This window comes from Mycobacterium sp., assembly GCF_035570115.1.
Classification (GTDB): Bacteria; Actinomycetota; Actinomycetes; order Mycobacteriales; family Mycobacteriaceae; genus Mycobacterium.
The window spans coordinates 1-13,976 of record NZ_DATMLH010000205.1 but is presented as its reverse complement, the minus strand read 5'-3'; the positions used below and the strand labels follow the sequence as shown (position 1 = coordinate 13,976).

Annotated in this window: 13 protein-coding genes; 7 read left to right on the top strand and 6 right to left on the bottom strand. The window is 63.3% G+C overall.

All coding sequences use genetic code 11. The features are described from left to right. Window positions 1-2 precede the first annotated feature (2 nt). Together mdcA and VNW74_RS18315 are read right to left on the bottom strand one after the other, a co-directional pair. On the bottom strand, window positions 3-1,667 hold the full coding sequence (gene mdcA, locus VNW74_RS18320) for a malonate decarboxylase subunit alpha (RefSeq protein WP_325679330.1): 1,665 nt from the start codon (window positions 1,665-1,667) through the stop codon (window positions 3-5). After that, the gene (locus tag VNW74_RS18315) at window positions 1,664-2,461 is read right to left on the bottom strand and encodes an SGNH/GDSL hydrolase family protein (protein ID WP_325679327.1); all 798 of its coding nucleotides are present in this window, start codon (window positions 2,459-2,461) and stop codon (window positions 1,664-1,666) included. The genes mdcA and VNW74_RS18315 overlap by 4 nt, the downstream gene beginning before the upstream one ends. A gap of 308 nt (window positions 2,462-2,769) precedes the next feature. Here VNW74_RS18315 and VNW74_RS18310 point away from each other — a divergent pair, with 308 nt between their 5' ends. After that, entirely contained in the window at window positions 2,770-2,913 is a 144-nt protein-coding gene (locus VNW74_RS18310) for a long chain fatty acid-CoA synthetase Faa4p (protein WP_325679364.1), read from the top strand. A 53-nt stretch (window positions 2,914-2,966) separates the two neighbouring features. On the opposite strand, the gene VNW74_RS18305 is transcribed toward VNW74_RS18310, so the two are convergent. Next, window positions 2,967-5,402 (bottom strand): glycogen/starch/alpha-glucan phosphorylase, encoded by a 2,436-nt coding sequence (locus tag VNW74_RS18305; RefSeq protein WP_325679362.1) that lies wholly within the window; start codon window positions 5,400-5,402, stop codon window positions 2,967-2,969. A gap of 333 nt (window positions 5,403-5,735) precedes the next feature. Between VNW74_RS18305 and VNW74_RS18300 the strand changes: the two genes are divergently transcribed. After that, window positions 5,736-7,214, top strand: a complete 1,479-nt coding sequence (locus tag VNW74_RS18300; RefSeq protein ID WP_325679325.1) for a catalase — start codon at window positions 5,736-5,738, stop codon at window positions 7,212-7,214. 11 nt (window positions 7,215-7,225) lie between these two features. Here the strand turns inward: VNW74_RS18300 and VNW74_RS18295 are convergent, their stop codons facing one another. Genes VNW74_RS18295 through VNW74_RS18285 form a run of 3 tightly spaced genes read right to left on the bottom strand, consistent with a single transcriptional unit; the run spans window position 7,226 to window position 9,782 of the window. Beyond that, on the bottom strand, window positions 7,226-7,876 hold the full coding sequence (locus VNW74_RS18295; RefSeq protein WP_325679323.1) for an HD domain-containing protein: 651 nt from the start codon (window positions 7,874-7,876) through the stop codon (window positions 7,226-7,228). A gap of 38 nt (window positions 7,877-7,914) precedes the next feature. Then, complete coding sequence (locus VNW74_RS18290; protein ID WP_325679321.1) at window positions 7,915-9,012, bottom strand: SDR family oxidoreductase; 1,098 nt, start codon at window positions 9,010-9,012, stop codon at window positions 7,915-7,917. A 29-nt stretch (window positions 9,013-9,041) separates the two neighbouring features. Further along, complete coding sequence (locus VNW74_RS18285) at window positions 9,042-9,782, bottom strand: SDR family oxidoreductase (RefSeq protein ID WP_325679319.1); 741 nt, start codon at window positions 9,780-9,782, stop codon at window positions 9,042-9,044. 223 nt (window positions 9,783-10,005) lie between these two features. On the opposite strand from VNW74_RS18285, the gene VNW74_RS18280 reads away from it, so the two are divergent. The 5 genes from VNW74_RS18280 to VNW74_RS18260 are packed head-to-tail and all read left to right on the top strand — an operon-like array spanning window position 10,006 to window position 13,960. Continuing rightward, the gene (locus VNW74_RS18280) at window positions 10,006-11,049 is read left to right on the top strand and encodes an amidohydrolase family protein (RefSeq protein WP_325679317.1); all 1,044 of its coding nucleotides are present in this window, start codon (window positions 10,006-10,008) and stop codon (window positions 11,047-11,049) included. 11 nt (window positions 11,050-11,060) lie between these two features. Next, window positions 11,061-12,050, top strand: a complete 990-nt coding sequence (locus tag VNW74_RS18275) for an amidohydrolase family protein (RefSeq protein ID WP_325679315.1) — start codon at window positions 11,061-11,063, stop codon at window positions 12,048-12,050. After that, a complete protein-coding gene (locus VNW74_RS18270) occupies window positions 12,047-12,913 on the top strand; it encodes a M24 family metallopeptidase (protein ID WP_325679313.1) in 867 nt (288 codons plus the stop codon). The genes VNW74_RS18275 and VNW74_RS18270 overlap by 4 nt, the downstream gene beginning before the upstream one ends. Before the next feature lie 21 nt (window positions 12,914-12,934). Further along, window positions 12,935-13,147 carry a rubredoxin gene (locus VNW74_RS18265; RefSeq protein ID WP_325679311.1) on the top strand — a complete coding sequence of 71 codons (213 nt, stop codon included), beginning with the start codon at window positions 12,935-12,937 and terminating at the stop codon, window positions 13,145-13,147. A 3-nt stretch (window positions 13,148-13,150) separates the two neighbouring features. Next, complete coding sequence (locus tag VNW74_RS18260; RefSeq protein ID WP_325679309.1) at window positions 13,151-13,960, top strand: pirin family protein; 810 nt, start codon at window positions 13,151-13,153, stop codon at window positions 13,958-13,960. Window positions 13,961-13,976: the final 16 nt, after the last annotated feature.

The window sequence follows — 13,976 nt, the reverse complement described above, 5'->3', positions numbered from 1 at the left end:
GGTCACCAGTCCCTGAACCGCGCGGGTGGTTCATACAGTCCGCCCGACCAGGCGACCAAGTCCTCGATGCTGCGCGCCGCCAGCAGGGATCGGTCGGCCAGCCGGGTCTCGACCTTGAGGTCCTCAGGGAAGGCGATCAGGCCGTCGCGTCGCAGTGACTCGACCTGCCGCGCGTCGGCGGATCGGCCCACCGGCGTCACGCCGGCGACGGCTGCCAGCGCGGCGCGGCGATCCGTCAGCGAATGCGCCTTGTACAGGTAGGCGACCCCCTCCTCGGTGACGACGTGGGAGACGTCGTCGCCGTAAATCATCACCGGCGGCAGCGGCATACCGGCCTGCTTGCCGACCTCGATGGCGTCGAGGGTCTCGACGAACGTGGGAACGCCTCCGGCCCGGAAGGTCTGAGCCATCTGCACCACCAGTTTGCGTCCGCGTCGGCTGGCTCCGTCGCCGTGCGCGAGGTCCAGCCAGGCGGCCGACGAGTGACGCCGTCCGTGGGGGTCGTGGCCCATGTTCGGAGCGCCGCCGAAGCCGGACAACCGTCCGTCGGTCACGGTGGACGAGTTGGCGTCCGCGTCGATCTGCAGCGAGGAGCCGATGAACATGTCGATCGCGTACTGGCCGGCCAGTTGCGCGAGCACGCGGTTGGAGCGCAGCGAACCGTCGGCGCCGATGAAGAACACGTCGGGTCGGGCAGCGGCGTAGCGGTTCATGCCGGACTCGCCGCCGAAACTGTGGATCGACTCGACCCAGCCGGACTCGATGGCCGGGATCAGGGTGGGGTGCGGGTTGAGCACCCAATGCCGGGCGATCTTGCCTTTGAGGCCGAGTTTGTCACCGTAGGTCGGCAGCAGCAGTTCGATCGCGGCGGTGTCGAACCCGACACCGTGATTGAGCGAAACCACTTGGTGGCGTTCGTAGACGCCCCGGATCGCGATCATCGCCTTGAGGATCTCGACGGGACCGATGTGACGGGGGTCCCTGGTGAACAGCGGCTCCAGGAAGAATGGCCGGTCGGCGGCGACCACGTAATCCACCCAGCTGCCGGGAATGTCTACCCGCGGCAGATCGTCACTGCCGTCGACGATCTCGTTGGCCTGGACGATCACCACGCCGTCGTGGAAGGCTGCGGCTTCGGCGATCGTCGGGGTGTCCTCGGTGTTCGGTCCGGTGTACAGATTGCCGTCGCGGTCGGCCTTCTCGGCGCACAGCAGCACGACGTCGGGGGCGAGATCGACAAACATCCGGGCATACAACTCGACATAGGTGTGGATGGCGCCGATCTGAACAGTGCCGTCTTCGACCATCTGGGCGATGCGCACGCTCTGCGGCCCGGCATAGGCGAGGTCGAGCTTCGCGGCGATGCCGCTTTCGAACAGATCGAGATGCTCCGAGCGCGACACCGAGGAGATCAGCATGTGCAGCTTGTTGATGCGGTGCGGATCGCAGTCAGCCAGTGTGCGGGACAGGAAGTCGGCCTGCTTCTGGTTGTCGCCCTCCAGCGCCACCCGGTCACCGGGGCGGATGACGTCGTGCAACAGGTCCTCGAGCCGACCCGGCTCGATCACCTTCCCCTTGCTGTGTGCGCTACCGGCTTGCAGGCGTTGCGCTTTCGCGGTTCGGCGCGAGTCCCATCGGCGGGGCGTTCCGCTTTGTGCCGTCGTCATGATCGTCCTGCCCGCTTGGTGATAGTCCTCAGGAGTTCCGTGGCGACCGCCTTCATCCCGTCGGTGGAAGGGTGGAACGAGGCCGCCACGCGATAAATGGGTTGCAGAGGCTGAATCCAGGGGGAGGCGCTGCCGAGTTCGTGTCCGCGTCCCAACTGGGACGCGAGCACCAACTCGACCCTGGTTCGCTCGGCGACGTCGGCGAACACGCCGGTCAGTTGTGCATGAACAGATGCCAGCGCTTCGATGGACGCCGCATCGAACGGAACATCTTCGAATGGAACGGTTGGTTCCCCGACCATCGGAAGATAGTCCACCAGGATGACCCGGGCTTGCGGTGCTCGCAGGCGTGATTCCGTCACGATCCGCGCCAGCCCGGTGGCGGCGAGGTCCCGCTGCTGCGCAGTCACGGTCGGCGGGACGGTTGGCTTCCAGCGCTGCAGACGCCCCCCGGTGTATCGGTCGATCGTGAAACACACGCCGAGCTTGATCGCAGAACCCAGGTATTCGAGGTCGTTGCCAGCCGCCGTTACCAGCACCAGGTCGGCATCGGCGGGCAGGGACGCGATCTGCGGCGCAAACTTTGTGAGGCCCACTCGCTGCGGAGTGTCGAGAATTGTCGACGTCGTCGCCCCAGAGACGGTGAGATCGGTGAGTTCGGCGCCGATCATCCGGGACAGGACGTGCGAGTAGTTGTTTCCTGATCGCATCGCGGCACGGTTCACGACGGGCGGCACGCCCGGCCCGGCTGCGTATGAGCTGCCCAGTGCGGCGATCTTGCGATATTCGGTCATTCGCGCGGTCTCCTCGATGGCCGATTGTGCAGCAACGTATGCCGCGTGCGGAGAGGAATTGAGTGAACCTGAAATTTCAACCTGATCCGCTACCCGGCGTCGGCCGATTAGGCTTCTAGCCCCGAGTGGCATTACGCTTGCCCGCGGTTCATCGTCGACTCAGGAAAATACCCATGTCTATTCAGCCCACTCTGAGGCGCCCACAATCTTTTCGCAGCGGCCGTACCAGACGTGTCGCTCAGCGCGTGCAGGGCCCCACGGTCGGTCAGTGTTTCGACATCGAAGTCACCCGCGAGGCGGACGGGTGGATGATCCGGATCCCCGAAATCGGCGGGGTCGCCCGCGCGAGCCGTCGGGCCGCGGTCGAGTTGGCGGCGCGGGAATACATCGCCATTCGAACGGGCATCCCGATCGGTTACATCGCCATCTTTGTCGCGCGCGAGATTGGTTAGCGCCGAGTAGCTTTCGCTGCGCGGCGAGGCCTGACTGGGCCGAGCCGCGCGGATCACATGGTCACGGTCAGCGGCCAGACTTTCCAGATGTCGTCGCAGTACTCGGCGATGGCGCGGTCCGAGGAGAACTTGCCGCTGCGCGCCGTGTTCAGGATGGACATCTTCGTCCACGAGTCCTTTTCCTGCCAGGCGGCGCTCACCTGGTCCTGGCAGTTCACATAGGAGGCGTAGTCCGCGCAGACCAGGAAGGGATCGTCATAGCGCAGGTTGTCGACCAGCGGCCGGAACACGTCGGTGTCGCCGTGCGAGAACGTCCCGCCGGCAATCAGGTCCAGCACCGCGCGCAACTCGTCGTTGGCGTCGATGTAGGACTCCGGGCGGTAGCCGTCCGCCTTGACCTTCTCGACCTCGGACTCGGTCAAGCCGAACAAGAAGAAGTTCTCGGCTCCGGCCTCGTCGCGCATCTCGACGTTGGCCCCGTCGAGCGTGCCGATGGTTAGGGCGCCGTTGATCATGAACTTCATGTTCCCGGTGCCGGAGGCTTCCTTGCCCGCGGTGGAGATCTGTTCGGACAGGTCGGCCGCCGGGTAGATCATGTGCGCGTTCTTGACGCTGAAGTTCGGCACGAATGCCACCTTCAGGAACCGGTTGACCTCCGGGTCGGCGTTGACCGTCTCGCCAACGGCGTTGATCAGCTTGATGATCCGCTTGGCCATGAAGTAGCCGGGAGCGGCCTTACCGCCGAAGATGAAGGCGCGCTGCGGAATCGACAGCCCCGGATTCTGCTTCAGGCGGTGGTACAGCGCGACGATGTGCAGCACGTTGAGATGCTGGCGTTTGTACTCGTGGATGCGCTTGACCTGGACGTCGAACATCCAGTCGGGGTTGAGCTCGACGCCCGTCGCCGAGCGGATGTACTTGGCCAGGCGGGCCTTGTTGCTGCGCTTGATGTCGTGCCACTGCGCACGGAACGAGGCGTCCTCGACGAACGGCTCCAGCCCGCGCAGGCGCCCCAGGTCGGTCAGCCAGCCGTCCCCGATGGTGCGGTCGAGCAGCTCGCGCAGTCCCGGGTTGGCCAGCGCGAGGAAGCGCCGCGGTGTCACGCCGTTCGTTTTGTTGCTGAACCGCTCCGGCCACAGCTCGAAGAAGTCTTTGAGGACGCTTTCTTTCAGCAGCTCCGAGTGCAGCGCGGCGACACCGTTGATGGCGTGGCTGCCGACGGTGGCCAGGTGCGCCATCCGGACGTTCTTGCCGCCGTCCTCGCCGATCAGCGACATCCGGCGGACTCGGTCCTCGTCGCCGGGGAACTTGGCGCGCACCTCGTCCAGGAACCGGCGGTTGATCTCGTAAATGATCTCCAGATGGCGGGGCAGCGACTCGGCGAACATTTCCAGCGGCCAGGTCTCCAAGGCCTCGGGCAACAGGGTGTGGTTGGTGTAGCCGAACGTCGCGACCGTGATCTCCCAGGCCTCGTCCCAGTCCAGATCGCGCTCATCGACCAGCAACCGCATCAGCTCGGCGACCCCGATCGACGGGTGGGTGTCATTGAGCTGCAAGGCGAATCGCTGGGGGAGTTCCCTGACGCCGGCGTCGGCGAGATCATCCATGATGTGCAGAACGTGCTGCAGCGAGCAGGACACGAAGAAGTACTGCTGGAGCAGCCGCAGCCGCTTGCCCGCCTCCGGCTCGTCGTTGGGGTACAGCACTTTGGTGACGGTCTCAGACGTCACCTCGTCCTCGACCGCCTTGTAGTAGTCGCCGGTGTTGAAGGCCTCCAACGCAAACGACTCGACGGCCCGCGCGCTCCATAACGTCAGCACGTTGCAGGTGTTCACGCCGTAACCCTGGATGGGCGTGTCGTAGGCGACGCCTTTCAGCAGCCGCCCGGGCACCCACCGGCTGCGGTCGGTACCGGCGTCGTCGGTGTACTGCTCGGCGTAGCCACCCCACTTGACCAAGTAGTTGACATCGGGTTTGGCTATCTCCCAAGCGTTTCCGTTGACGAGCCAGTTGTCGGTCTTCTCGACCTGCCAGCCGTCGCGGATCTCTTGATTGAAGATGCCAAATTCGTAGCGGATGCCGTAGCCGATCGCCGGACGCTCGAGGGTGGCCAGCGAATCCAGGTAACACGCCGCGAGCCTGCCGAGGCCGCCGTTGCCCAGCCCGGGCTCCGCCTCGCATGCCAGAACCTCGTCGAGGTCCTGGCCCATCGCCGCCAGCGCGGTCTTTGCGGCCCGCTCCATGCGCAGGTTCAGCAGGTTGTTGCCCAGCTGCGGGCCCATCAGGAATTCGGCAGACAAGTAGCAGGTGACCTTGCGACCGAGGTCGAGTGAGGTCTGCGTCGATGCCACCCGGCGGTCCTGCATCCGGTCGCGCACGGCCAGGGCGAGCGCCCGGTAGTAGTGCTCGGGCCGCAGGGCCGCGGCCGGACGCCCAATCGAGTAGCGCAGATGATCGGTGATCGCCCGCTGCAGCGCGGGCGCACCCATGCCGGTGCGGGAGTGCTCGGCCAAGTCGGCCCGGACGCCACTGGTGGCGGAGTTTCCTTCGGAGGTTGTCTGATCGACATCGGTCATCGCGAGTCCTAACTCCCTTAGTGGTGGTGGCAGCCCCCACGTTGGCGCGGCGGCGCGCAGGCCGTAATTCTGTCAGCGATGTTTGCACACCAGGCGCGCTATTGCCGTCCTCGAAGTGAACGCAAGCAAACGCACTGGCGACGAGACGGCGTTCCTGCCGCGGACGGAGCCGGCGCGTCGCGATTTGTGGGAAAAATGGCTGATCTTGCGCAGCCGGGCCGTTGGTTGCGGTCCGAAACTGGGTACATGAATCCCATGAACAACGAGCAGAGCAACCAGCAGCTCAACCCGACGACCACAGACGCGGGGATTCCGGTCGCCAGTGATGATCACTCGCTGACGATCGGCACGGATGGCCCGATCCTGCTGCAGGACCACTATCTGATCGAGCAGATGGCCAACTTCAACCGGGAACGCATCCCGGAGCGCCAGCCGCATGCCAAGGGCTCGGGGGCGTTCGGGCATTTCGAAGTGACCGGCGACGTCAGCGCTTACACGCGCGCGGCGGTCTTTCAGCCCGGCACCAAGACCGACACGCTGATCCGGTTCTCGACCGTGGCCGGCGAGCGCGGCAGCCCAGACACCTGGCGGGACCCGCGCGGGTTCTCGCTGCGCTTCTACACCTCCGAGGGCAACCTGGACATGGTCGGCAACAACACCCCGGTGTTTTTCATCCGCGATGCGATGAAGTTTCAGCACTTCATCCGCTCGCAGAAACGCCGCGCCGACAACAACCTGCGCGACAACGACATGCAATGGGACTTTTGGACGTTGTCCCCGGAGAGCGCCCACCAGGTCACCTGGCTGATGGGTGACCGGGGTATCCCGGCCAGCTGGCGGCACATGAACGGGTACAGCTCGCACACCTACAGCTGGATCAACGCCGCAGGGCAGATCTCTTGGGTGAAATACCACTTCGTCTCCGATCAGGGCATCCAATGCCTGACCCAGGACGAGGCCGACCGGCTCGCCGGCATGGACGGCGACTACCACGCCCGCGACCTGCATGAGGCGATCAAGCGCGGCGAGTACCCGAGCTGGACGCTGAAGATGCAGATCATGCCGTTCGAGGACGCCAAGACTTACCGGATCAACCCGTTTGATCTGACCAAGGTGTGGCCGCATGCCGACTACCCGCTGGTCGAGGTGGGCAAGCTGGTGTTGGACCGCAACTTCACCGATCACCACACCGAGATCGAGCAGGCGGCGTTTGCGCCGAGCAACCAGGTGGCGGGCACCGGGTTCAGCCCGGACAAGATGCTGTTGGCCCGCACGTTCTCCTACGCCGACGCTCATCGGGCCCGTCTCGGGGTGAACTATCAGCAGATCCCGGTCAATGCGCCCAAGTGTCCGGTGCATTCCTATTCCAAGGATGGTGCGATGCGCATGATCCCGGTCAGCGATCCGGTGTATGCGCCAAATTCCAAGGGCGGACCCAAAGCTGATCCGTCGCGTACCGCCGAGGCGCTCTGGCACACCGACGGGGAGATGGTCCGCACCGCCTACACCCTGCGTGCCGACGACGACGACTGGAGTCAGGCCGGCACCCTGGTTCGCGAGGTGATGGACGACGCCGCGCGTGAGCGGCTGGTCTCCAACGTCGCCGGGCACCTGCTCAAAGGGGTCTCCGAGCAGGTGTTGGAGCGTGCGTTCGAGTACTGGAAAAACATCGATAAGGAAACCGGCGACAAGATCGAAGCCGCAGTGCGAAAGGGATCGCCCTAGCCGTCGTTCTCCTACTCCGGCCAGCTGTTGTTGAGGATGATCTGAACGAAGTTGTCGCGGACGAATGAGTCGTCGAAGTGTTGCAGCACATCGTCATTCATGGTCCCGAAGGTGCTGTCCGGCCGGTGCTTCATGCCGTCGTTGAACGCCCGGAGGATCCGGTTCTTGAAGTCGGGTCGAGGATGCGCGGCGGTGACCGCCTCAATCGCCTCGGCGGATAGGTCGTTACGACCGATGCCCAGGACGTCAGTCTCGACTCCGGCCGTGACGAGCGCGATTTCCGGGTCTAGGAATTCTGGCACGCCGGGCGTTGTATGCAGCGCAATGGAAAGCCAGACCTTACGCGCGGTGGCCTCGTCGAAGCCACGCTCCAGGAGAAAATCCCGTGCCGCGTTCGCGCCGTCGACCTCGAACCGAAGCATCGACGTCCGGTAGCCCTCCGTGAGTCCGATGTCGTGGAACATCGCCCCGGTGTAAAGCAATTCGAGGTCGGGTTGCAGACCACGTCGACGACCTTGCAGCGCGCCAAAGAGGAACACCCGGCGGGAGTGGTTGAACAACAGCTCGTCTTCGGTGTCGCGGATGTACTCGGTGATTTCACGGGTGAGCGGGGTGTCGGGGATGGCAATGCCGGCGATGGACTGCGTGGATGCGGCGCTCATCGGGACTCCTTTCGATTGGCTGCAGTCAATCCAACTCCCTAGGCGACGTCCAATGCTGCGGGTGGCAGAAATTTGTGGTCGATGAGTGACTGCAACGCGTTGCGGAACGCGTCCCGGGTGTCGATGGTTTCGGTGAACCCGGCTTGGCGCAGCTTGACGGTGCTGACAAAGGCGCGGGGCCCTTCCGGCGCGCCGTAGGCAAACGCGAAGTCCGCGTGCTGGTCACCGTGACCGACCAGTTGGCGCAGGCTCAGCGGGCGAAGGCCGTACTTGGCGACGATGCGATCCCACAGGTCGGAATGGTCGGCAAGATAGCCGGCCAAGCTCATCGGAGCATCCGGTCCGGCTTGCACGCCCAGGGTGTTGGCCAGCGCCGGCCACGCATTCCGCCATTCAAAGACGTCGCCGTTGGTGATGTTGAATGCCTCGTTGGCTGCGCGAGGTGAATCCGCAGCCCAGACCATCACATCGGCGACCAGGTCGGCGTCGGCTGCTTCCCAGACGAATGACGGGCCACCAGGGAAACCAAACAGTTCGCCCTTTTCGCGTTGGATCGCGGCGTACACACCGATGGCCGGAAGCACGTTCAACGCACCGGGTGTCGGACCGGTGACGAGTTGCGGGCGCAGTGCGGTGTAAGTGAACCCATGCTTGGGGCCCATTTCGCGAACGTAGTCTTCTTGATCCAAGAAGAAGTTGTCATGCGGGTCACGCGGATCGCTTTCCCGTGCCGGGATGGGAATCGGGTGCAGATGCACGCCGTAGACCTTCGTTCCCTGCAGGATGCTGATGTGCTGAAAGTCGTTGGCGCCCGACAAGATCGGTTCAACGACGTTGCGCAACATGGCATTGTTGGTGTCGATCTGGTCTTTGCTTGACCAGCCGGCGACGAGTTCGGGTTTTTCATGCAGCGCCGTGTAGGCGATGTGGGTGATGTCGGTCAGCGGCTCGAACGCGGCACGGGTCGCTTCGCGGTCCCGCAGATCGGCCGAGACAAACTCGATCTCCCGGCCGCTGAGCAGCTCGGGCTTGCGGCGCGAAACGCCGACTACTTCCCAGCCCGCGGATAGGAACTTCTCGATCGCGGCAACCCCGAGCAGACCGCTCGCGCCGGTGACCAACACTTTGTTAGACATGACGACCTCCGTTGCCCGGTAGGCGGGCGCTAACCACCGATCGCTAGCTGACCACCGTTGACCTGCAGGATGGCGCCGTTCACATAGCTCGCTGCCGGAGAGGCCAGAAACGTGATGGCGTTGGCGATCTCGTCGGGCGAGGCGGCCCGCCCCATCGCGGTGTAGGCGGCAAAGGCGTCTGTAAGGCCTGGCATCGCGTCGGTGCCGGGGGTTTCGACCGGTCCGGGCTGCACCGCGTTCACCCGTACACCGGACCGACCGAATTCATCCGCCCAGACACGGGTCAGCAGTTCCACGCCGGCCTTGCTGGCACCGTAGATGCCTCCGGTGCGAGCTGGAATACCGGCGGCGACGGTGCTGAGATTGACGACGACGCCGTGGCCCCGCTCGGCCATGCCCGGCACCAACTTCTGCACCAGGATGTACGGGGCGCGCAGGTTGATGTTGATGTGCTCGTCGAAGAACGCGACGTCGGTGTCGACGGTAGTACCGAACTTGTAGACACCGGCGTTGTTGATCAAGATGTCGACCGGGCCCGCCTCGGTGGCCAGCCGGCGCACGTCGTCGGCGTCGGCGAGATCGGCAGCGATGAAACGTGCTTTGCCCCTGGCGTTTTGGATCTCCTGCACGACCTTGGCGCCACGTTCGGCGCTGCGCCCGTGCACGATGACCTCGGCGCCGAGCTGACTGAGTTGCAGTGCTACCGCCCGACCGATCCCGGCTGTCGCGCCGGTTACCAATGCGGTCGAGCCCTCGAGTGTTGTTGTCATCTGCTTACCCCTTCGCGGAGATAGTTTGTGGATGCTGTGCGTGGTAGCGCGCTCTCACCTCTTTTTAGTCCAAGACCGCCTTGAGGTTATGCGTATTGCTTATCGGCGCTATTAGCTGGGTCGATCGCCTCGTTTGCTGGTGCGCCCCCTGATATAAGCCGAACCTATTGGATCGATCGGAAATTCGATCCGCGGGCGGCACCGATTGCCGGTAGTTGTTGGAGTGAGCGCAAATCCGCTGTCCAACCGGCGACGCCCCGCCGAGGAGGGTGATCAGATGCACGGCAAGATTGCTTTTGAAGAGCACTACAACCTGCCCCAGTTCGAGATTCCGGAGTACGCCGACGCAGCGAACATGCGGGAAATCCGACGCCGGCTGCTCGACGTCAGCGAGCAGCGGTTAGCGGACATGGACGCCACCGGCATCGACTACGCGATCCTGTCGTTGGTGTCGCCGGATATCCAATCAGAGACCGACGCCCGCCAGGCGGTCAGCGGAGCCAAAGAGGTTAACGACACCCTGGCCGAGATCGTGGCCACCCATGAGCCTCGCTACGGCGGTTTTGCCGTACTGCCCCTGCAAGACCCCGCGGCCGCCGCGGACGAGCTGGAGCGATGCATTAAGGACCTAGGTTTTCACGGGGCGATGGTCAACGGTTTCACCAACCTAGGCGATGCCGAAACCGGCTTGTATTACGACGATCCGCGATTCTTGCCGTTTTGGGAACGCGTCGAGGCCCTCCGTGCGCCGATCTATCTGCATCCGCGTAACCCCCTGCCGGCCAATGCGGGCATGTATCAGGGTTGCCCCGAACTGTTGGGCGCGTCGTGGGCGTTCACTGTGGAAACCTCCACCCACATGCTGCGATTGATGGTCAGCGGACTGTTTGACCGATTCCCTGACCTGACCATCATTATCGGCCATCTCGGCGAAACGTTGCCGTTTACCATGTGGCGAATCGACCACTGGGTTTCCCGGCAAGCTGACCTCCGCTACAAAAAGCCGCTGACGCAGTGTCTGCGGGAGAACTTGTATGTGACTACCAGTGGCTTCTTCCGGACGCAAGCGCTCAATGCCACCATCGCCGAGATCGGTGAAGACCGCGTGCTGTTTTCCGTGGACTACCCGTTCGAGTCCATGCACGACGCCGCGACGTGGTTCGACAACGCCGCCATCAACGACAACACCCGCGAAAAGATCGGTCGGAACAACGCCGAGCGCCTCTTCAGCCTCAAACGCGCGACAGCGGCCGCGGCCGCCCACTGAAGGATGGAATAATGGATGGAAAGATTGCTCTCGAGGAACACTGGGAACCAACAGATTTCGATGTCACGGGCGAGCATGTCTTCACCAAGCCCGACTACTTCGCCGAGGTGGAGCGCCGACTAAAGGAGGTGGATGAGCGCGTCGAGGACATGGACCGCAACGGCATCGAAGTGTCGATCCTGTCGCTGACGCAGCCTGGTATCGAGGGCATCACCGACACCCGCACCGCGATCGATACCGCGAAAAGGCTCAACGACTCTGCCACGAAAGAACTGGTTGGCCGCCACCCGGACCGGCTGCGGTTGTTTGCCGCGGTACCCCTGCAGGATCCAGAAGCCGCCGCCACCGAACTTGAGCGTGCCGTTAAGGACCTGGGCGCTGTCGGCGCAATAGTCAACGGCTACACCAACATTGGCGACGAAAACACCGCCCGCTACCTCGACGAAGCCCCGGTCGACCCGTTCTGGAATAAGGTCAGCGAACTGAACGTACCGGTCTTTCTGCACCCGCGGATCCCGCTACCCAACCAGCAACGCATCTATCAGGGCTACGACGGGTTACTGGGCTCGGCCTGGGGATTCGGGCAGGAAACCTCCACCCACGCGGTGCGGCTGATCCTCAGCGGCCTGTTCGACCGCTACCCCAACGTCAACGTCATCCTCGGCCACTGCGGCGAGGCGTTGCCATTCACCTTGCCACGTCTCGAACACCGGCTGCGCCACCAACGCACGGAAACCCAAGGCCCGCACAAGCAACCCCCGACCGCCTACCTGCGGCAGAATTTCTACCTGGCCACCAGTGGCGTGTTCCGCACCTCAACCCTGCTCGACACCATGCTTGAGGTGGGTGCCGACCGAGTCCTCTTCTCAGTCGACTACCCGTATGAGTCCATGGACGAACTGGCGCCATGGTTCGATACCGCCCCCATCAGCGAGAACGACCGGATCAAGATTGGTCGCACCAACTCTGCCAAGCTCTTCGGTCTGGACGAGACAGCATGAGTCCAGTAGCCAGTGCGACCCACAAAATCGACCACGATCAGATCTCGATCAAGACGCCCGATCAGATCGCGATGATGCGTGAGGCCGGCAAAATCTGCGCGCAGATATTGTCCGAACTCACCCCGCACGTCAAACCCGGTGTCACGTCACAGCACATCAACGACATCGCCTACGACCTGATCGTCAACAAATACGGCGCGCAGGTCGACCGCGAAGATCTGTCCGGTTACGACTCCAGCCAGTACGCCTGCATCTCGATCGCCCACAACGAGATCGCCTTTAGCGGGGAGCCCAGCGCGATTCCGTTGAAGACGGGCGACCTGTTCGGCGTGGATGTCAGCGTCAAAAAGGAAGGCTGGTGCGGCGACACCCAACGGATGTGGATCGTGGGGCAAGAGACCTCGGCCAAAGCCCGGTTGCTCTTCGAGGTGGGCTATCAGGCCATGTGCCTCGGGATCAGCCTGGTGCGCCCCGGCGCGCAGCTGCAGAAAATCGCCGAAGAGGTCCAGGCCTATGTTGAGTCCTTTGGTTTTTCGATGTTGCGGGTGCCCAGCGGCACCGGGCATTCGATCGGCCAGGTGCACGCCGACGGCTGGCTGATCCCCTACTACCGCGACCCGCGCAACGAGGGCCGCGTCCTGGAAAAGAACATGGTGATCACGGTGGAGCCCTTCATCTGTGCCGGCAGCGGCGAAGGAACACGGCTGTCCAACAACACCCGCTCAGCGATCACCGTCGACGACTCGCTAGCGGTCTATTGGGAGCACGTGGTGGCAGTGACCGACACCGGATGCGAAGTCCTCGACCTGCGCGACGCCGAAGACATCACCTTCTACCACCACCACTTGTCACCCCGCCACTGAACTTAGGAGACAGCAAGGGCAATGGTGGAATCGGAGTTCAAGCGGTGGATATGCCTGGGATGCGGGTTCTTGTATGACGAGGCTCTCGGGCTGCCAGAGCATGGCATTGCGCCCGGCACCCGATGGGATGACGTCCCCGAAGATTGGGTGTGCCCGGACTGCGGCACACCCAAGGACATGTTCGAGATGGTGATGATCGGTTACGCGCACGGCCAACCCGCGGCACAGCGCTAAGGAATGGAAGTGACTAAATCATTCGTCTTACGGTCGCACGAACGCGGACACAACCGCATCTCTTCGCAGGGGCTGAGCGCTTCCTACGTTGCTGGGCACCCGGACGGATTTGTCACCCGCGAGTCGAGCTTCAACTTCCATGAATATCAAGGCGGCCGGCCCGGTTTCGGAACGTTGCGGGTACTCGGTGACGAAACCTTTCACGGGGCCGGCTGCGGCTACAACATGCATCCGCACCACAACTTCGTGATCTGCGCGTTCGTGCTGGAGGGCGAGCTCACCCACATCAACACCGTCGGCAACGGGGCCGTGGATCGGTTGCACCAAGGTGACTATTACGTCTTTTCGGCCGGCTCAGGCGGCAAGCACAGCGAGCTCAGCATTGGTCCTGAGGACATGAAGGTGATCTACATCTGGCTCTTTCCCGATCAGCTTCTCTTGCCGCCGTCCTATCAGGCGGCGCATTTCGATATCCGTACCCGCCGCGATCGCATTGAACAGCTCGTTGGTGATGCTGATGGGGCACTGCCCATTTCGCAGGACTTTCGCATCTCGCGACTCGTCACAGATGACGCCAAAAACTATGTGTACAAGCCGCGCTCGGTATCGCACGGCGTCTATGTCTTCGTACTCGAAGGCGAGATGCGCATTGGCGAGACGCTTCTTCGGCGGCGGGATGGCGCGGGCGTGTGGGATGTCGAATCTATCGAATGTCAGGTAAGTGCCGATGCAAGCGATGTGCTGTTCATTGAGACAGCGATGACCGATCAGGACCAGATCCAGAAGTGGGAAGCCGAGCATCCCGGTCATTGATCGGGTGAAGACGACA